The sequence below is a fragment of the Flavobacterium ginsenosidimutans genome, from assembly GCF_003254625.1.
GTDB lineage: Bacteria > Bacteroidota > Bacteroidia > Flavobacteriales > Flavobacteriaceae > Flavobacterium > Flavobacterium ginsenosidimutans.
Window position 1 is genome coordinate 1 of sequence record NZ_QJRJ01000057.1, and the last position, 22,248, is coordinate 22,248.

At 33.5% G+C, this 22,248-nt stretch carries 10 protein-coding genes; all 10 read left to right on the forward strand.

Features of this window, described 5'->3' with window-relative positions:
• Positions 1 to 161: 161 nt before the first annotated feature.
• Entirely contained in the window at positions 162 to 365 is a 204-nt protein-coding gene (locus DM444_RS00440) for a hypothetical protein (protein WP_111282947.1), read from the forward strand.
• A 282-nt stretch (positions 366 to 647) separates the two neighbouring features.
• A complete protein-coding gene (locus tag DM444_RS00445; RefSeq protein ID WP_111282949.1) occupies positions 648 to 5,540 on the forward strand; it encodes a hypothetical protein in 4,893 nt (1,630 codons plus the stop codon).
• Between the two features lie 2 nt (positions 5,541 to 5,542).
• Positions 5,543 to 7,618 (forward strand): fibronectin type III domain-containing protein, encoded by a 2,076-nt coding sequence (locus DM444_RS00450; RefSeq protein WP_111282951.1) that lies wholly within the window; start codon positions 5,543 to 5,545, stop codon positions 7,616 to 7,618.
• A 41-nt stretch (positions 7,619 to 7,659) separates the two neighbouring features.
• Positions 7,660 to 8,991 (forward strand): hypothetical protein, encoded by a 1,332-nt coding sequence (locus tag DM444_RS00455; protein WP_111282953.1) that lies wholly within the window; start codon positions 7,660 to 7,662, stop codon positions 8,989 to 8,991.
• A gap of 4 nt (positions 8,992 to 8,995) precedes the next feature.
• Positions 8,996 to 9,259 (forward strand): hypothetical protein, encoded by a 264-nt coding sequence (locus DM444_RS00460; protein ID WP_162614883.1) that lies wholly within the window; start codon positions 8,996 to 8,998, stop codon positions 9,257 to 9,259.
• The gene (locus tag DM444_RS00465; RefSeq protein ID WP_111282957.1) at positions 9,256 to 10,695 is read left to right on the forward strand and encodes a hypothetical protein; all 1,440 of its coding nucleotides are present in this window, start codon (positions 9,256 to 9,258) and stop codon (positions 10,693 to 10,695) included. Before DM444_RS00460 ends, DM444_RS00465 begins: the two co-directional genes overlap by 4 nt.
• Positions 10,696 to 10,699: 4 nt before the next feature.
• Entirely contained in the window at positions 10,700 to 11,866 is a 1,167-nt protein-coding gene (locus tag DM444_RS00470; protein ID WP_162614884.1) for a hypothetical protein, read from the forward strand.
• Position 11,867: 1 nt separating this feature from the next.
• Positions 11,868 to 13,118 (forward strand): hypothetical protein, encoded by a 1,251-nt coding sequence (locus DM444_RS00475; RefSeq protein WP_162614885.1) that lies wholly within the window; start codon positions 11,868 to 11,870, stop codon positions 13,116 to 13,118.
• Between the two features lie 142 nt (positions 13,119 to 13,260).
• Entirely contained in the window at positions 13,261 to 19,668 is a 6,408-nt protein-coding gene (locus tag DM444_RS00480) for a T9SS type A sorting domain-containing protein (protein WP_162614886.1), read from the forward strand.
• Between the two features lie 93 nt (positions 19,669 to 19,761).
• A complete protein-coding gene (locus tag DM444_RS00485) occupies positions 19,762 to 22,209 on the forward strand; it encodes a TonB-dependent receptor (RefSeq protein WP_162614887.1) in 2,448 nt (815 codons plus the stop codon).
• The last annotated feature ends 39 nt before the right edge of the window (positions 22,210 to 22,248 follow it).

The following is a 22,248-nucleotide window of genomic DNA, read 5'->3' on the forward strand; positions in this document are numbered from 1 at the left end:
GTTCTTACAGGTGTTTAATTAAATATATTTGTCTAATAATCTGTATCGATTATTTAGGACTAGTCACTAATTTATTTGAAATCATTTTAAACTAAGATGAAATATAGCTAAAGATAACATTTCGATTATATTTGCAACACCTCAAATAAAAATAAAAAAAAATGCAAACATCAAAATTTACCAAAATCGCAGTAATTGTGCTAGTACTTGTGTTCCTAGTATTAAGTGTAATCAGTTGTAGTACACACACGCATACACACACTCACACAACTTCAGGTAAAAAAATACCGCCAGGACAAGCTAAAAAAATGAATGGAGACAAAAGTGCTAAAGCTTATGCTCCAGGACAGCAAAAAAAGAGATAAATAATTTATAAGCCTTCTGAGTTTCAGAAGGCTTTTTTTATACTATTAGTTTATTTTTTCTTCAGAATGTGGAAAACCGTAAGGATTTATATAACTAAATATATACTTTTGGGAAAATTTTAATAGTCTATTACGTTTTAAACCAAATCAGATTCTATGGAAATAACTTTACATTCTTAAATATTGCTACTCTAAAGATTAGAATTCCCAAAATTTTAACTTTTTTAGCAATTCTTCTTTAATAGCCCCAATCTCAAAATACATAACCAAACCTACTATAAATTGAAAAAAATTACTTCAAAGTTTCCTTCTTTTGTATTAAGTGTCGTTTTATTTCTTGTAAGTTTTAATAGTTTTTCTAATACTTATATAGATACATTAAGTAATCCTAAAAAACTTGTACCTTCAAAAAACATTATTTTAAATAATGTTGCCAATTCTTCTTCAAACTCTTTTAACTATCATCAAAATTCTGAAAGTGAATTTACAAATGGTTATTTAAAAAAGAATTTCCCTATAGCACAGGAAACCAATGAGGATTTAAAACTGGCAAAAGCTACTTTTGAAGAAATAGAAAAAAGCAGCAATGTTACTGATTTTCTTGAGCCTCAAAAATTATCTATGCTTCCGCTTGGAATCAAAAAGACAATTGGCGGAGTTCAATATATGCTTGGGATCAGCAGTGCTAAGTTTACACCAAAATATACTGAATTAACGGCTTTTGTTAGAATTATCATTCCTCAAGCTGATTCTACTGGTAGAAGAAAAGAATTGTTCTTTGGAGCAAACAATATTAAATTATCTCATAAAGGAGGATTAACAGGCGATACTAATTTAGTTTTACTTGGTGATGTTCCTATTCCTATTTTAGGGAGTAAAGCTATTTTGATTTTGAAAGGCGGTATGAATATGACCACTGGAAAAATTGACAATAAAACCTATGTAACTATTGATTGTAACGGTTTTAAAGAGCTTGGTATTACAGCGGATGTACAGTTTTCACAAAAAATAATTGTTCCTGTAGATGCCGATAATAAAATCATTAAAGACAAACCCGTAATCGGGACTTTTAATACAAAGGCAACGAATTGGAATGATATTTTAATTGAAATGTCACTTCCAAAATTTCAAATTACAAATTTTTCTGGTCTTTGCTTTCAGGTAAAAGATGCTAAGATAGATTTAAGTGACCTTAGAAATTCCGATAAAATAGTCTGGCCAACCAATTATCAAAAAGACTATCTAGTTCCAGGAAACGAATCTTTATGGAGAGGTTTTTATGCTAAAACTGTAGAAATCACATTACCCGAGGAATTCAAAATAAAATCAGGACAGAAAAGGGTTGCTTTTTCTGCCACTGATTTACTTATTGACGGAATGGGTGTTTCTGGAACATTTGCGGCTAATAACATTTTAGATATTAATTCTGGAAGTGCTGGCGGATGGTCATTTTCTGTAAAAAGCATCAATTTAGGATTTAAAGCCAATACTTTAGTTGCGGGTGGATTTGGAGGATCTTTTGTTCTTCCGATAACAAATACTGGAGCAAAATGTAAAGATGGTGCTGTCGTTGAACTTGCGTATAATGCAATCATAAACCCAATTGATAATTCCTATCTTTTAAAAGCAGAAATAGCCAAAAATTTGTGTTTTTCAGCTTTTAAGGCAACTGCAAATATTGAAAAAGGTTCTTACATTGAATTAAAAGTAAAGGAAGGTAAATTTTTACCCAAAGCATTATTAAATGGTAACCTGACCATTAAAACTGCTATTTTAGAAAAAAGTGAAGCAAAAGACGGAACTGAAACTAAAAAAGTCCTAAACGAAACCTTTGATCCTGAAGACATAAAAAGCGGTATTAAGTATCGCACAGAAACCACTAATGCAAAGGGTGAAATTGAAAAAGGAGCAATAGATAAGGATGGTAACCAAATAGAGCTAGATCCAACTACAGGAAAAGCAGTTACCACACCTGATGGAACTCCTAAGTTAGTAGACGGTGAAGTTCCTGAATCTAAAAAAATTATTCTTTTTGAAGGAATCATATTCCAGAACCTTCAGCTTCAAACTGTAACACCTATTCTTAAAACTGATTATTTTGGTTATAAAGATAATTACGATGATGAGCTAGGATCTTCAAAAGTTGCAAACTTTCCAATTACGATTCATGAAATAGCGCTTATTGCTGATGATAATTCGGCAAGATTACGACTTGATCTTTCTGTTAATATGATGAAAGATCAATTTAATGGCCGTACCAAATTTGATCTTATTGGGAAATTTAAAGAAAATGAGGGAATTCAGAAATGGAAATTCGACAGCGTTAAATTTGAAGAAATAAAAATAGCCGCCGATCTTGGAGGTGTAAAATTTAAAGGAAGTATTACCATTCTGGATGATGATCCTATTTATGGAAATGGTTTTAAAGGAATGCTTGGTGCCGATTTTACAGGTGGTATTTCTGTTGAAGCAAATGCAATATTTGGCTGTAAAGGATTTAGATATTGGTATGTTGATGCCATGGTTGACAATCTAAATATTCCTGCAGGTGCCATCACTTTTAAAGGTTTTGGCGGTGGTGCTTACTACAAAATGAGAAAAGACGGATTTAGCAGCAGCTTTGTCGCGTCGGGTTCAAATTATGTTCCAGATATAGATTCTGGTCTTGGTGTTAAAGCGATGATCAAATTTGCTGGAACAGCAACTGCAGATGCCTTTTGGGGTGGTGCAGGATTTGAAATTGCATTTAATACGCATGGTGGTATTAATCGAATCAGTTTGTATGGTGAAGGACACGTAATGCAAACATTCGAAATACCTGGAGCATCTGAATTAACAGAAGCTTTAAAAACCGTAACTGAAAATGAATCTTTAATGTCATCTGTTGCATTAGAAGCTTTGAAAACTTCAAATCTTTCTAAAGCAGCCGAGCAGCTATATCCTACAGATGTTAAAGCGAGAATGGGAATTAATGCTTTCGCAGCAATCGAATATGACTTTAGATCTAAAACTTTACACGGAACTTTTGATTTATATATCGACACTCCTGGAGGTTTCATCAAAGGTCGTGCTTCTGGCAATAGAGCCGGTTGGGCAGTACTGCATTTTGCACCAGATAAGTGGTACATTAGAATGGGTACACCAACAGATCGTTTAGGAATAAAACTAGCAATTGGTTCTTTTGAAGTAGAAGCTGGAGGTTACTTTATGATTGGAGACGATATTCCTGCCAGTCCTCCTCCACCAGACATTGTTGCTCAAATATTAGGCGTTAGTGTTGAATCTCTAGATTATATGAGAGATGAAAACAGTATTGGAAATGGTAAAGGTTTTGCTTTTGGATCTGATTTTAGTTTAAAAACTGGTGATTTAACCTTCTTGATCTTTTATGCCAATTTCCAATGTGGATTTGGATTTGATATTATGGTTAAGGATTATGGCGAAGCACAATGTAAAGGTTCTGGACAAATTGGTCTTAATGGATGGTATGCTAATGGGCAATCCTATGCTTATCTGCAGGGAGAACTCGGAATCAACATCAAATTATTCATGATTAGAAAGAAAATATCTATCATAAAAGGTGGTGGAGCTGTTCTTTTACAGGCCAAACTGCCTAATCCCGTCTGGATTCGAGGTTATCTCGGAGGTTATTTTAACTTACTCGGCGGTGCCATTAAAGGAAGTTTTAGGTTTAAATTGGAATTTGGAAAACAATGTGAGTTTGTCAATGACGCACCATTAGGCGGATTAAAAACAATTGCTGACATTACGCCAGGTGAAGGTGCAAAAGATGTAAGTGTTTTTGCAGTGCCTCAGGTAGGTTTTAATGTACCAGTAGATAAAAGTTTCACATTAGAAGAAGATTCAGGCGTTAAAACATATAGACTTAAACTGGAAGAATACACGATTAAAAAAGATGGTGTTGTGATTCCAGGAGAAATAACATGGAATCAAACTAAAGATTTATTAAGCTTTACTCCTTTTGATGTATTTCCTCCAAACTCAAATCTTATCAGTACGGTAAAAGTAAGTTTTCAGGAATTTACTAATGGAGCATGGAAAACGGTTTTAGACAAAGGTCAGGTTGCTACTGAAACGGAGGTTAGAAATTTCGCTACAGGACTTGCGCCAAACAATATTCCTGTAACCAATATTGCGTATTGTTATCCTGTAATAGATCAGAAATATGTTTATCAAAATGAATCTAAACAAGCATATGTAGTGCTAAAACAAGGACAGCCTTATTTGTTTGAATTAAAACAAGGACAGTCTCAAAAAGCATTCTACAAAACTGGAACAGCTTCAAGTACTGGGGCAATAACTTATAATAGTACTCTGAAAAAAGTAAGTATAGATTTGCCAGCGTTACAAACATCTAAAACTTATAATATTTCTTTAATGACACTTGAAACAAAAAGTGATGCCAACAGCAATTTGAAAGAAAGTTATACGAACCAAGATTTGGGTGAAAATGCAAATGTTGAAATAAAAGACAGTAAACTGGCAGAAGTTGTAACTGGTGGTGACGGCGTTGAATTATTGCAATATAATTTCAATACAAGCCAATATAACAGCTTCTCAGAAAAAATGGCGGCAAAGAAACCGAAACAAACTTTGGTAGAAATTATCTACTCTGATGTTCATGCTTTACAGTCATTAAACAGTTCGACTGAACCATTTGATGAAATCGAAATTATTGGTAATGCAAAAACAATGTTTGTTCCATTGGTAAATGTCGAAGCGATTCTAGATGATAGCTATTATAAGAACGAGATTTTCCCATTGATTTATCAAGGATATCCTTTAGAAGCAGATCTTCAATTTGACAGAAATGCATCAACTCTTGGAGTTCCGCCAACAAAAGGTGTAGAAACATTGGCTTGGTATCAAGATTATTTAATTAATAATCCAACAAGTTTTATGCTTAAAGAATATTTGCCATACAGATATAATATGCCATACTACTATAAAACAGATTTTGTTAATCTAAGATATAAAGTGGTAAATAAGTACATAAACTCTCTTAATCAGCAAATGATTACGAAGTATGATTATATCATTAATGGGAAATTCCCATATATCAAACAAGGAAACTATAACATAAAACTGAATTACACTCTTCCTGGAGGACAATTAGGAAGCAGTTCTGTATTCACATTCAATAAATCAATTTAATAATGAAGTTCAAATTTTTCTTTATCCTTTCTTTAATTTTCACTTTTTCTGGAATTGCGCAAAACAATTCTAAAGAAAATAATGACATAGAAAAAAAGAACGAAATCCAAGTAATTGCAAGGGTTCAAAAAGATCGTATTTTACTGCGTTGGGCAGTAAACACTCCAATTGCTTGGAAAAAATTAAATACTTATGGTTATTTAATCGAAAGATTCACCGTTACAAGAGACAATAAAACACTGACAAAACCAGAACGTGTTGTTTTAGCTGAAGCGTTTAAACCAGAACCTGTAGAAACCTGGGAAAAATTAATTGATGGAAATGATAATGCAGCCATCATGGCACAAGCAATTTTTGGAGAAAGTTTTAGCGTAGCTGGAGGTGATAATTTAGAATCTATTGTAAACCTTTCTGAGGAAGCAGAACAGCGTTTTACATTTGCATTATATACAGCCGACAAAGATTTTGAAATTGCAAAAAAAGCAGGTTTAGGTTTTGAAGATAAAAATGTCAAACAAAATGAAAAATATGCCTATCGCATTTCCTCAAATGTTCCTGAAAAGGAATTAGGTATTGTTTATGGAGGTGTTTTCGTAAGTTTAAAAGAATATGAGCCTTTACCAAAACCAATGGATCTTACGGCTCATTTTACAGACAACAATACTATGTTAAGCTGGAATTTTAAAATTCTAGCACATGTTTATGGAAGTTATTATGTAGAAAGATCAACAGATAAGGTTAACTATAAAAGAATTACAGAAAAACCATATACTAGTTTAAGTCAGGAAAATTCAAACAACAATAGAATTTTTTATGTAGATTCTATTTCTAATAATACTTCTTATAGTTATCGTATTCAGGGTATTTCTCCTTTTGGTGAGTTAGGCCCTTATTCTGATGTCGTTTCTGGTAAAGGGAAATCTTTACTAAAATATGTACCTCATTTGACCGTAAAGGAGTTCAAAGATGATTCTACTGTTACTTTAACTTGGGAATTTCCTGAAGAAGGGAATCCAGAAATTTCTAGTTTCGAACTAAATCGTTCTGATTATGATGACGACAAATACGTTAAAGTTCTTAAAAATATTCCACCTAAAGATCGTTCGGTAACTTTTAATAAACTTGCTGGCACAAATTATTTTACCATAACAGCAATTGGAAAAAACGGAAGCAGCAGAACCTCTTTCCCTATGCTTGTTCAGCCTGTAGATTCTATTCCGCCAGCAAAGCCTCTTGGTTTAAAAGCTACTATTGATAGTTTAGGAGTTGTAAAATTATCTTGGACACCAAATAAAGAAAAAGATCTTTTAGGATATCGTATATATAGAGGAAATATTGCTGGAGAAGAATTTAGTCAGTTGACTGTTAGTCCACACGAAAAAAATACTTATGAGGACAAAGTGGTTATTAAAAGTTTGAATGATAAGGTATATTACAAAATTATAGCTGTCGATTATCGCTATAATATGTCTCCATTTTCAGAAACTTTAATTGTTAAAAAACCAGACGTGATTCCTCCTACTTCTCCAATTTTTACTAAATATGAAATTGTAGATGGAGTAGTCAATTTAGAATGGATAAATAGCCAAAGCCAAGATGCAAAATCACATCAGCTTTATCGAAAAGAAAATGACCAAGCGCAATGGGAATTAATCTGGAATGGCACAGATAAAATTGAAACTTATCAGGATAAAAAGACAAAAGAAGGCAATACCTATAGATATGCAATTTTTGCGAAAGATGAAAGCGGATTAGTTTCTAATGCTTCACCAGAAGTTGCATTGTTTGTGCCAAATTATACTGTAAAACAAGCTGTAAAAGGATTTTTCGCGCAAGCCAATGTCAATACTAAAAGCATTGATTTGTCTTGGAATTATGATGAAAGCAATGTAGAAAGTTTTGAAATCTACAAAGCAACCAATGCAGAGCCATTACAACTTATTCAAGTTGTAAAATCAGAAACCAGAAAATTATCAGATCCAACACTAACAATTAACACAACTTATAAATACGGAATACGAGCATTATTTAAAGATGGAAGAACGTCTAAAATGGATTTCTATACTGTCAAATTTTAATTTATAAATCTAGTTTTTTAAACCCCAAGTTTAATACCAGCATGAGGAAACTCTACTTACTATTTTTTCTGTTTACTAATGCATTTTGCTATTGTCAAACTTATGATTTTGATGTAGTAGATGGTGTATTATGTAATACTTGCTGGGAAGGTGCACAGGGACCTACTTATAATACTTTTGAAGCAACACAGTTTTCTTGGTCTGTGAAACAAAATAGCACAATTACGGTAGCTTCAGGCAGTAAAAATGGTTATGTTCCAAATGCCAAAAATACAACAAGCTATACAAACAAAGTCTTTTCAATAGGAAGTACATTTTTAATCTCAATCAATTCTACAGGAAGTGTCCATTATGAAAGCGGTAATAGCGGATCTTGCAATACAAACACTTCTGTGACTAGCACACTTGATAATTTAATAGTAAATGGCTTTGCTGGATTTAGTGATTCTCCTTGCGGAATTACAGCGCGCATTTCGAAGTTCAAACCAAGTAATTTTGTTATTACCAATTTAAATCTTGAAAATCCAAATAATGTATGTGCTGGTGAAATGCTAAATTTATCTGTAAATGGTGCTGGACTTTATCCTGACGTAGCATTTCATTGGCAGTATTCTGTCGATAATACAACTTGGATTGACTTGCCAATTGCTAAAAATAATAGAGCTATTACTGAATTTTCTATACAAGAAATTTTAGGTAATTCGCATATTAATTATTTTAAAAAACCTCTTTATTTTAGGCTTGGTTACATCGGAAGACCTTTTTCTGAAACATTTACTATTATTTATTCACCTTGTGCTCCAGTAGCAGAAAGAATTTTTTATCAAGGCCCTAAGTGCAATGGAGATAATATTCAGGCAATTGATGTCTTTTTTGATCGCAATCTTACACAAAATGAAGATATCAGTGTTATGTATGTCATAAATAGCGTTACATCAGCTATATCTCTTCAAAATACAGCTGTAATAAAATCTCTTGTATTTGATTCGGTAGCTCAAAAATATAAATACTCTTTTTCAAATTTAGGAACATTAGAAAATGGCCAAACCTACAATATCAAATACCAAACAAGATTAAATGAACAGAATACTGGAGCTTTAGAAAGCACCAATACTCCATTCAAATATATAGATCCTGAAAAATTAAGTTTTAATACTAAAGGCGAACTTCCTTCTTGTGCAGGAGGGAATGATGGTTTTATTGAAATCACAATTACTAGCGGTACTTCGCCTTTTCATTTTTATAAGAATCAAGAAGAAGTTACTCCAGAATTGAGCGGTGGAAAATATTACATAAGAAATTTAAGCCAAGGGGATTACAATATAGTAGTTACTGATACCAGTAACTGCATAGATAAAAACGCTTATGACTAAAAAGATGAAAACAAAATTACTCGTTGTATTATTTCTCTTTTTGGGGCTAATAACTGAAATATCACCTTTGATTTTTCAACTTATTAGAACTGATTCACAATGTTGTGATCAAAATGGTTCTGTAAGAATTGAAGCTTCAGAAAGAACAGCGTCTTATTACCATAAAATAGATTCAAGAAGTGAAGTTGAACTCACTTCTGCAACACAATATATAAAGGTTATAATCAAAAATAATTGCATTGATTTAGGTGCGAACGATAGTATATGAAGAAACTTTACTTTATTTTTCTTATTATAGTGACGAGTCCAATATTCTCTCAGACGGGCCTTAGTTATTCTGTTGATGTGGAATACTATAGAGGATCTTTTGGCTGTAACAATACCAATGTACCTGCGCAAACAAGAAAAACTTGTGATGCTAATACTACTATGTGGGCTTTAAAAAATGGAACAACAACTCTGATAAGCGAAAATATTACTAGTACTGCATCTACAATTAAAACTTATAGCATTCCCGTTTCTACAACTTATAATTTCTCTGCGCAGGTATTTTGCAGCTGTAGCGGAGGTGTGCCATCCATACCTTACTATGTCTGCAGTGAAATTGCAAATCAAGTAATTACAAATACTGGTTATACATACAACGGAACGACTAATGCATCATTGGGAGTTATACAATCATTGACTGGCGGCGGAAATGCCGGTGGTTTTTCTATAAACCCAAGTACCCAGGTCTGTATAGGAACTGTTATGTTAAAAAATTTCAGACCAAACGGAATCGTCATAAGCAAACCTGGTTACAATTTATATCCCAATGGAACATTTACACCTCCTGAATATATTTCAGGGGAAATGATAGATTTAATTGCAACAGCTGGAAGTGGTCCTATACCATTTCCTTCTGAGGTATATCATTGGCAATATTCCATAGACAATAAAGCAACATGGATTGATGTCCCTGTCGTAGCTGGAAAAGTCACTATTAATACTCCAACCCCATCATTTACTATAGAAGATATTTTAGGAGCTGATCATGTAAATCATTTTGGTCCAATTGATTTCCGACTTGGCTATGGTGTTCGAGGATTTACAGATTCTTATCGTATTATATACACTGCAGGTGCACCAGTATTAAAAAAAGTTGCCTACCAGGGGCCAAAGTGTGCTGGTGATAATATTCAGTCTCTAATTGTTTATTTTGATCGTGACTTATATCTAAACGAAGATATTGCACCGCTTTATGTTCAAAAAGCAACTTTGTCTACACCTACTCCACTTCAATCACAGCCAGTTGTTGAAAAACTCACATATGATGATGCCACAGGTTTTTATAAATATTCTTTTGTAGATCTCGGAAATCTTGAAAATAATGCGGAATATAAAATTAATTATCAAGCAAGAATGAGCACTGTACCAAGAGGTACATTAACCTCATCTAGTCAAACATTTACTTATAAAGAACCTCAAATTTTAAGTTTTCAAATAACAGATCAGCAAAAACCATCATGTGTAGACGGAAGTGATGGATTTATAGAAGTTACGATTACAAGCGGAACTTCTCCCTTTCATTTTTACAAAAACAGTACCGAGGTTACTCCTGAGGTTAGTAATGGCAAATATTACATTCGAAATCTAACTGAAGGCAATTACGATATAATAGTTACTGATCTCAGTGGCTGCATAGATAAAAACGCTAATGATTAAGAAAATGAGAACAAAATTACTTTCTGTATTATTTCTCTTTTTTGGATTAATACAATTTTCAAATGCACAGGCAACCAAATATGGTATGCTCGTAAGAACAACATTAGACCCTTTTCAAGGCTGGAATGGAAGTCACGCAGGGAATTTAAGTATAACAATAGGTTCTAAATCTGTAACTGAAGGCAGTAATACCACAGATGATGTCGTTGTTGCATATACTTTCTTTTACATAACTGATAATCCAACAAAAATTGTATGTAGCAGTCGTACAGCGGGAAACAAGGATGGTAGCGATTGTACTTTAAGTAAAACTATTGCTTACGATCCAAATACCTTTGATTCAGATTATTTCGGAGGATGTATTGGAGATGCTGATATGATGGGAATCTATCTCCCACAACCTGTAAATACCAATTATTGCAAAAATGACATGATAACATTAACCAGAGGATGGAACTGGCAATATCGTTATGATAGTGGAGCTTGGACTGATTTTCCGAGCACTTATCAAGCTAAAAGATCGATCTCTTTTAATATGGCAACTTTAGGAGGCTCTGATGGAAAAAGCAAACTCCAAATCAGAACAGGTTATGGTACAAGTTTCACTGACGAGATTATTTATGACATTATTCCGTGTCCTCCTGGATTAGTTGGGCTTCCAGACACAAAAGCTACGACTTGCATTAATAAGAATGATGGCCAGTTAGTTTTAACTTATGACCGAGATTTAGTAGCCAATGAAAAATTTCTTTTTACTTTTTTCAAACAGCCAGGGAATATAACTGTTGGATTTTCTGATTATTCAATTGATGCTGTAAATCGAAAATTAAGTTTTACAGATGTCCCCGCGGGTGATTATTCTTTTAAATATCAAACTTTTATTGGAGCTCAGGAAACTAGTACAAATCCATCTCCTGATCCAACGTTTAAAATTTCTCTCCCAGAAGCCTTAACATTTCAAGTAACTGATTTACAACCACTATGCAATAATGAACAAGGAAAAATAATAATAACCGCATCTGGAGGTACAGGAACATATTTTTACAAAATAGATTCAGGTTCGGAAGTTCAATTTACTTCTTCTACAGGAGAAATAAATGTATCTGCTGGTGAACATTCAATTAAAGTAAGAGATACAAATTCTTGTATCGATTTAAGTGCTAATCAATAATATGAAGAAACTCTACTATACTTTTTTCATTATTTTATTTTCTGTCGGAAGTCTTTCCGCACAGACTACCTATATTATGAATACTAATACTAGTTCGTATAGTTACACAACATCTTTTTTTCCGAGTGGTGATTATTATTATCAATACTGGATTAAAAAAGCTGATGGAAATTTACTTGTTGCAATAAAAAATGTTGGAGACTATTTGATTTTTAATGAAAAACCTACTCAATTCTATTTTTATGCATATAGACCAGAAACTTATCATTGTAGCGGTCCTTGCGGAGAAGATTGGGATTCATCATTTACTGCTACTGATTTCAATGCTAACTGTTTTAATGGAGTTGGTGGTTCTGGAGGTCGAGCAGGTGCCGAAATCGTTCCAGAATTTAGCATAATTAGTAATCAAGTATTGGTAAATCCAAATCCACAAAACGGACAAGAAACAAGTTTCTGCGATAAAGTAAATCTGCAAGCTGTTGGATGCAACGGAACACAACGCTTCTTTTGGGAGTATCGAATCGAAGGAGGAAGTTTTCAGTCAACTAATATAAGCACTGCTTTTAATGAAACATTTCAATTCAATAGATCGAACTATTTGTCTACAACATATATTGGAAATATTGATTTTCGTGTTCTAATAGATTCAGATACTTCAGTAACAGGAGAAGAAGTTTACTCTAATATTATTTCTTATAGCGTAATTCCTTGTCCTCCATTTTTAAATAAAAATCCTGAACCAGAAACGACTAGTTGTGTGTACAATAACGATGGAAAAGTAATCTTAACATTTGATAGAGCATTAATTACAAATGAACGATTTGAGTTTAATTTTTATACCGCAGATAATGCGCTTATACCAACTCCTGCTCTTTCTGTAGATAGTACAAATAAAATATACACCTTTTCAGGCTTAGCGCAGGGGAATTACTATATCAAATATCAATCTTTTGTCGGTTCACAACAAACCAGTGTAAATAAAGAGCCATATCCAGCCTTTACAATTGGTCCTCCAAGTGAGTTTACATTTGAAATTATTGAAACTCAACCTGCATGTCATAATGAACCAGGCAAAATACAATTAAAAGCTTCAGGAGGGGAAAGCCCTTATTATTATACGGTTGATAATGGTACTGAAGTCGAGTTTACTGCTATTTCAAATGTATTTACCCTTACAGAAGGAAATCATTATATAAAAGTGAGAGATAAAAAAAACTGTTTAAGCGTGACCGCCAATGATGTGCAAATATAAAGCTTCAGGTAAGGCATTGCCTTAAGCTCAAATTCAAAAATTGAATAAATCAAAGATAGATTTGGTGGTAATCGATTCGAGATTACTTATTAAAGTTAGAAATACAAATAACTGCATGATACAGATGCAAAAGACTATAAATATGAAGAAAATTATACTATTTTTTCTATTACTTACTAATTTCATTGCGCACTCTCAAGCTCCAACTGGTGTTAAAAGAGTAACGATAGGTAATCCCGCTGTGATTGTTATTACTGCAACCGAAAAAGCTGCCTCAGGAAAAGGTCTGGCAAATGGTTCTATAACTTTATTTCCAATAACTGGCGGAATAACTAATGGCGTAGGACCTTACACTTATTCTTGGACAAAAATTGGAGATGGTACTTTTTCATCTACAGCAAAAGATATCACTGGATTAAAAGCTGGAGATTACGAAGTAACTGTAACTGAAAATGAAAAATGTACCCAAAAAGCAACATTTAAAGTTGGCGAGCCTCTAAAAGAGCTAACAGTATCTTATAATGAAACTGTAATCAACAACTGTTTTGGAGGAACCAGTACCCTTAAGGCAACTGCTGATGGAGGAACTTTAACAACTAACGGATCATATACTTATTCTTGGACGATAACTTATGAAGATAATTCAACAGAAACTAAATCTACCAGCAGTGTAACTGGTAAGGCTGGTGTCTATGCATTAACAGTATTTGATAATGCTACACCACCAAATTATGCTTACGAAACTATAACTGTAAAACATAATCCTGAAATTAAAGTTACACCAACTACTGTAGGTGCTAAATGTTTTAACGAAGCTTCTGGAAAAATAACATTTAACATTACTGGCGGAACAGAATTAACGACTGGCGGTTATACAGTTGTTGTTAGTACTGACTATAGCCAAAACAATGTAGTAGCAGACCCAACACAATTAAAAAAAGGGCTATATTACTTTACGGTTACTGATAAATTAGGCTGTAAATATTCTCCAAATCCAATTCCTTTTGAGATAGAAGGACCTACATCACCAGTATCAATTGGATCAAATATACAACAAACCCAACCTTCAAGTTCGTCAGCACTTGACGGAAAGATTAAAATATCTGCAACTGGAGGAACTCCTGGTTATACCTACACTTGGTATAAAGGCACAACATTAATAAATCCAGATTCAGACCAAAATGGCGAAGCAACTGGTCTTGACAATGGAACTTATTCTGTTATTGTAACAGATGCTAATGGCTGTACTGCTACTAAAGAAAATTTGGAACTTAAGGCATTAGATGTCGCAATTGAAGACCATACTGATGTTAAGTGTTTTGGGGAATCAACAGGTAGTATAACAGCTAAAGCTGTAGGAGGTTTAGGTTCTGGATATACATACAAATGGTATAAAATTGAAGGTCAAAACTTAATCCCTCAATTACCTGAACAAGCACAAATCAACAATATCCCGTTTGGTACCTACAGGGTCGTAGTAAATGAAGGTCAAACTCCTTCAGTTTCTGCGGAGTATACGCTTATACAACCAAACCAACCTTTACAAGCAAGTGTAAGCACTACTAAAACAATCTGCTATGGAGAAGCAAATGGAACTGCAACACTTACTGTCTCTGGCGGAACAGTGGGAACTGGTTATACTTACTTGTGGAGTAACGGAAGTACGGCTAAAAATCAGAATTCTTTAGTTAAAGGAACATATTGGGTAACTGTAACAGATGCCAACAACTGTTCAGTAACAATAAACAATATTTTAATTGATCAGCCAAATCTTATAATTATCCCTACTCCAACCATTAAAAAAGTGCTAATTAATGGACAAAGCACTGGAGAAATTTCTCTTGCTGATGCAACTGAAGGTACTGGCACACTTGAGTATAGCTGGGTTTCTACTAATGTTACTCCTGCATTCAACTCAAATAGCAAAAACATCACTGGGCTTAAAGCTGGAGATTATACTTTAACAGTAAAAGATGGGAATTCTTGCACTGTAAGTGCAACTTTTACAGTTGAAGAGAATCCGAAATTAGTTGTTTCCTTGGCAGAAACGTCAAGCATTAAATGTTTTGGCAATACAACTGGAGAAATAACAGCTACAGTAACTGGAGGATCTTCAATCTATACATACGAATGGTCTAAATTAAATGGCAGTACTTACGATCCAATTTCGAGCGCTCCGAGCATAATTTCGAATCAAGGTTTTGGAAAATATAAATTGACTATAACAGATAATGTCGGTGCAGTTGAAAGTGCAGAAATTGATCTTGGACAGCCAGATCAACTTACCGTTTCATTAGCTTCTAATGTTGTAAATGTTTTATGCTATGGAAATCAAACGGGAGCAATATCAATTAATATTTCTGGAGGAATCACGCCATATACATATCAATGGATAAATAGTGAAGATGCAACTTTTTATAAAACTTCAAAAGATCTATCAGGAATTTTCGCAGGAACTTATAGTGTTTTAATTACAGACGATAATAATTGTACTATTGAGCTAAAAGATATTATAGTAAGCCAGCCAACAGCTCCATTGGCAATTAATGATCTTCAAGTTAAAAATTTAACTGGTTTTGAAACCAAAAATGGTATTCTAGAAGTAAATGTTACTGGCGGAACTCAAGCATACACTTATGAATGGAGAGTAAAAGGAACATCTCCTATTATCGGAAGCACTAATAAAATTGATCAGCTTACAATTGGAACTTATGTTCTTACCGTTACAGATCAAAACAATTGTACCATTGAGAAAGAATATACATTAACACAACCGCCTAGACTTGATATTACAGGTATCGACATGACGCCAAATACAGAAATAAAATGTTATGGCGACACTACTGCAGAATTGACTGCAACAATTACTGGAGGAGTACCAGCATATATCTATAAGTGGTATAATGCTTTAGATTCAGATATAACATTATCAAATACAAATCAAGTTTCTAATTTAGGAGCTGGAAAATATATTGTTGAGGTAACAGACCAAGAAAATAATATTTTATATGGAATAAACGAATATACAATTACACAGCCAGATCCATTAGCAATTACTTTTACTAAAACAGAAGTTTCTTGTAAAAATGGAAATGATGGAACAATAAACTTGACTATTACTGGAGGTTCTTCAGACTATAATATTGTTTGGAATTACGATTCAGCAAATAACAACGGGAAAACCAATATTACAGATTTACCATACGGAACATACACCGTAACAGTATCTGATAATAATGCTGTAAATTGTTCGATAACAGAAACAATTAATATTACGGAACCAGCAAATGAATTAGCTATTAGCGAAAATATTCTACCAGCTTCAGGATATGGTTTAAGTAACGGAAAAATTACAGTTCAAATTTCTGGAGGAACTCCAACATACACTTACAAATGGTTTAAGGATAATACCGAAATTGCTGATCAAACTACCGAAGTTTTAGATAATCAGCCAGCGGGATCTTACAAACTTCTTGTAACCGATAGCAAAAATTGTACTTTAGAACAAACTTTTACAATTACAGAACCTTTAGAACTTAAAGTAAATGTTTCTATCGCAAAAGTAATTGATTGTTTTGACGGAACTGGTATTTTGAAAGCTGCTGCAGTTACAGGAACTGGTGTGCCAGATGCACAAGGATTTTATACTTATAAATGGTACAACGAAAACGGTACTTTAATCAATACCATTTTAAATGCTGAAGGAACTACAGGAAATATTCCAAAAGGTAAATATTATGTAACTGTAATTGATTCAAACAACAATCAAACAACTTCTGACCTATTCGAAATTACACAGCCAACTCAAATTATTGTTACAACTACAAACAAACAAGATGTAACATGTTATGATGGAAATGATGGAATTGTTGAAATTGATGTTATTGGAGGAACTCCTGATATTGTCGCTGGAGCACCAGTTTACACTTATTTATGGAGTAACGGAAGCACAGATAAAAACCAATATTCTTTAAGAAAAGGTACTTACTCGGTTAGTGCTTATGACGGAAATCTATGTGTTGGAACTTTAAGCAACATTGTAATAGATCAGCCTCAGGATTTCGGATTTGATTTGGACAAAATTGTACCAACTATTCCAACCGCAGGCAATAGTGACGGTTCATTACATATCGAAATTGTTGGTGGAGTCGCACCTTACAGATATGTATGTCAAGACAGCAACGGAAACATAATTAAAGACGTAACAAATTCAAACTTAAAACAGGTCGATTTTACAAATCTAACTTCAAGCATTTTTACAATTTCTGCAACAGATGCAACTGGATGTACAAAATCTACAGAATTTGATTTCAATAATAATGTATTAGAAATTAACATTGCTCAATCGGCAGAAATTACATGTAACAATGGTAAAAATGCTTCTATAACAGCTGTTGTAAAAGGTGGTTTTGGTATTAGAACTATTACTTGGTATAAGAACAATGTAAAAATTCCAAACGAATCAAATGCATTGCTAAGCAATCTAGAAATAGGAACTTACTATGCCATTGTAAAAGATTTTAATAAAGTAGAAGTCACTAGTAACTCAATCGTAATTACCCAACCTGATCCAATTGTTGTTACCAATACACTAAAAGATGCGAGCTGTTTAGGTTATAACGATGGAGCAATTTATCTTACAGCTGCAGGCGGAAGCAATAATTTCCAATACCGTTACAAATCGCAAGATTCAGGATACGGCAATTGGATTGCATTTGATAATTTATCTGCTACCATTTCAAATCTAAAAGCAAATGTTTACGACATACAAGTACAGGACAGTAAAGGATGTAATTATACTTCAATAGTAAATGTTCAGATCTCAGAACCAAAACAACTTGTAATAACTCAAAAAACAATTACTCCAACAACAGGTTTTGGACTTTCTAATGGAAGCATCAATATTACTGTTCAAGGCGGAACTCCTACATACAATTACAAATGGTTTACAAGTGCAAATGCTGCCGTAAACGGAACAACAGCAACAGCTTCAAATCTTTCGGCAGGTAAATATTATGCAATTGTGACAGATGCAAAAGGCTGTTCTGTGACTTCTGAACTTTACGAAGTAAAACAGCCAGATTTATTAGTGGCAACTATTACCAAAATAAATTCTGTTTTATGTAACGGAGATAAAAATGCAAGCCTTAGAGCAAATGTAACAGGAGGTATCTCAGGTTATACATACAAATGGTATTCTGTTCCAGAAACTGGAGTTTTAGGAACTAACATAACTTTAGGAAATCTAGGAATCGGAACTTATTATGTTGAGGTAACTGACAGCAAAAACAACATTTCAAAAAGTGATTTGTTTACGATTGACCAACCTCAACAACTAGACAATACACTTTCTTCAGATTACACACTTTGTGGTGATGGAAAAGACTGGACAATTACACCAGCTGTTACAGGCGGAACAAAACCATACAATTATTTATGGAATACTGGAGCTAAGACTGAAATTTTAAAGAATGTTTCTCCTGGTACATACACTGTGACGGTAACAGATTTTAATGGATGTACGATCTCAAAATCTATTACTGTAAAAGCGCCATTGCATTTGGATGCTACTGGAGTAATCAAAATTCCAACTTGTTATGGAGGATCTGATGCTACAATTACCATGACAACTTTTGGCGGACAAGCACCTTATCAATATTTATGGAATACAGGCGAAAAATCTAGTGTTTTAAGCAATGCTTCAGCTGGAGATTATACGCTGAAAATTACAGACAATAAAGGCTGTGTGATGAATTATGATTTTACAATCGAAAATCCTCCAAAAGATGTGATTTATCTTGGCGAAGACGTTACGCTATGTTACGATCAAAGCTTGACAATCAATGCAACGATTGATGATGATAAAGCAACTTACTTATGGACTTCTGATAAAGGATTCAAAAGCACAAATGCAATGATCACCGTTTCTCAAGCTGCAAATTATACTGTTGTTGTAACCAACAAATTAGGATGTCAGGCAACAGATACAATTAATATTTCGAGTCAAGATTCGGCTATCAGTTCTGAGTTTGCAATGTCTTCTCAAGTATTCGTCAATGAGAAATTTATCATTGTAGATATCAGTAATCCAAAAGCAGATAGAATCGAATGGAAATTACCTCCAGAAGCAATTGTAACAACAAATAATGGAGATTATGCCGAAATGAGTTTTACAAAAGCGGGGGAATATGATATTACATTAAATACTGAAAAAGGAAGATGTACGTCTTATCAAACCAAAACCATTTTGGTAACCGAGGGCGAATATGTTGATCCGGATGAAACAGATTTACAGAAAAAATTTGATATAAAGGTTTATCCGAATCCTTCTAATGGAATATTTACTGTCGATGCAACATTAGACAAAGTAATGCCGGCAAGTGTAAAAGTTTATAACCTAAATAATAATGTGGTTATTGATTCTAAAAGCGGAAATGGACAAGATACGTATTCGTTCAATTTTAGTTTAAACGGACTTCCATCGGGGATCTATTTTGTATTGTTTGAATCTCAGCAGGGAACAAAACTGAGAAAACTGATTATACAATAAACCATGATCATTTGATCGAAAAGTCAATTTTAATAAAAATAGTTCGAAATATAAGGCCAGCCCTTCCCTATTTCATGCCCTGAATATATTATAATGAATTTAAAAAGAATATCATTTTTTAGCATACTATTGTTTACATCCTTGGGATTTGCACAAAATTTCAATGTTGAAGAACTAGGAAAAGCCAAATTAATAAATGTCTCTGGTGGCGCTTCTGCCAGCGGAGTATTCTATTCTGGAAATGCTGCCAGAGAACCTTTTACCTATTTCTTAAACGGAAATATCAATGTGAATGTCGCAGGATTATATAATATACCTTTTTCATTTTCGTACACCAATCAAAGTTTTGGTTACAATAGACCAGTTCTAATGAATCGTTTAAGCATCCATCCATCTTATAAATGGATAACTGGACATATTGGAGATGTTAGCATGACTTTTTCTCCATACACCTTAAGCGGACATCAATTTACTGGTTTGGGTGTTGATTTAACTCCGCAAGGCAAATTTAAAATCAGCGCCATGTACGGACGTTTGGTTAAAAGTAGCGAATATGATGCAATCAATAGCGAATTGGTTCCAACGTATAAAAGATTTGGTTACGGTTTTAAAACACAGTACGCCTTAGAAAAAGTAAATCTTGGACTTACCTTTTTTAGAGCAAAAGATGAGATTAACTCACTTTCTATTCCAGTTCCTTACGAATTGGGAGTTGTTCCAAAAGAAAATGCTGCAATCAGTTTTGAAACCTCTTTTAAACTATTCAAAAAATTACAGGTTTTAACTGAATTTGCAAACAGTGCAATAACAGAAGATACAAGAGATGAAGGAAATACAAAGGCAAAAAATGTTGCTTCATTATTTGTAAATTCTAACTCGACTACGACAAGCTATAAAGCAATGAAAGGGCAATTGGTTTATCCAGCCGGAAAAGGAACATTAGGTTTAGGTTACGAACGTATCGATCCGAATTACAGAACATTGGGAGGTTATTATTTCAATAATGACTTAGAAAATGTTACTGTTAATGCTTCTCAAACTTTATACAAAGACAAATTGAGCTTAAACTTGAATTTAGGTTTGCAAAAAGACAATCTGGACAAACAGAAACAAAGCCAGATGAAAAGATTGGTTTCATCTATTAGTGCCGATTTCAGAGCAAATCAGAAATTAAATTTCAATGTAAATTATTCTAATTTTCAATCATTTACCAATAGCAGAAATCAGTTTGATTACATCAATCAGACTTCTCAATATGAATATTTAGACACTTTAAATTACAGACAGGTCAATCAAAATGCAGCGCTTACAGTTAATTATCTTTTGAAAAATGATAAAAGACAGAAACAAGCTTTCAATGCAACTTTTAGTATGCAAGATGCCGTAAATCAGCAAGAAGGAAAAACAATTGCTGGCGGTGCGAGCACTTATTATAACACAGGACTTTCATACATTATTGGATATCCACAGAAAGATCTAAATCTGACGGCTTCATTCAACAGTACAATAGGAAAACTAGATACTAGTGATAATTTAATTTTAGGACCAACGGTTGGCGCTACTAAATTATTTTATGACAAAAAACTAAATACTTCCTTTTCTACCAGTTATAACACCAGTTTCAATAATGGTGATAAAGTCAACGACATTATTAATATCCGTTTAAACGGTTCATACATTTATTTGCAAAAGCATAATTTCAGTTTAAACTGTATTACGCTTTTCAGCAGTTCGCAAACCGTTCGCAATAATGATTTGACAGCAACTTTATCCTATGCTTATTCATTTGACAAAATCAAACTTCGCCCAAAACGAGTAGAAGAAAAAACAGAAGTTACAGCAAAAGAAGCACCAGAAAGCACTCTGAAAATCTCTTCGAAAGATGTGACATTAGAAGGAACAAAAGCTGAAATCATTGCCAATCTTGAACAGCTTCAAAACAACCTAAAACCAGTGCCAGAAGAAGAAACTGAAAAGTTAAATAAACTTTTAAATGGTGCAAGAATGGAATTGGATGACAAAAAATTCAAAGAAAAAACACTCGATTATCTTGATCAATATAATTCAGATAAAGAAATTATTTCGAAATACAACTCTGTCCTTTTTGATATCGCACAGAAACTAAACCGTGAAATATCTGCCAAAGATGAAAATATCGAAAAAGTTTATGTAGCCGCAATTAGCCGTGTCAATACAGATAAAATGCACGGAGTTACCAGCGAAGAAGCAAAAGATAAAGCAGCTTACAACAAGTATTTGAAATTAGTTGAAAGAAGCAAACAAAGCGAGAAACAGCTAATTAACCATAGATGGATGATGAGAGAGTTTGCAATGCTTGCCAAACTGCCAAAAAATGAACTTCAGAATAATGAATCAATGGCGGCTTTCAGCAAACAAGAAGTCAATACATTTTTTGATTTAAATCAAGATAAAAAACCTGCTGAAGAAATCAGTGCACAATTAGAAGAGAAGATGATTCCATTTTACCATCAATTGGCGATAGAAAAAGCAGCAAATGATCCTATCGAATTAAAACATTAAGAGAAAAAGATTTTAAAGTATAATAGTTATAAAAACACC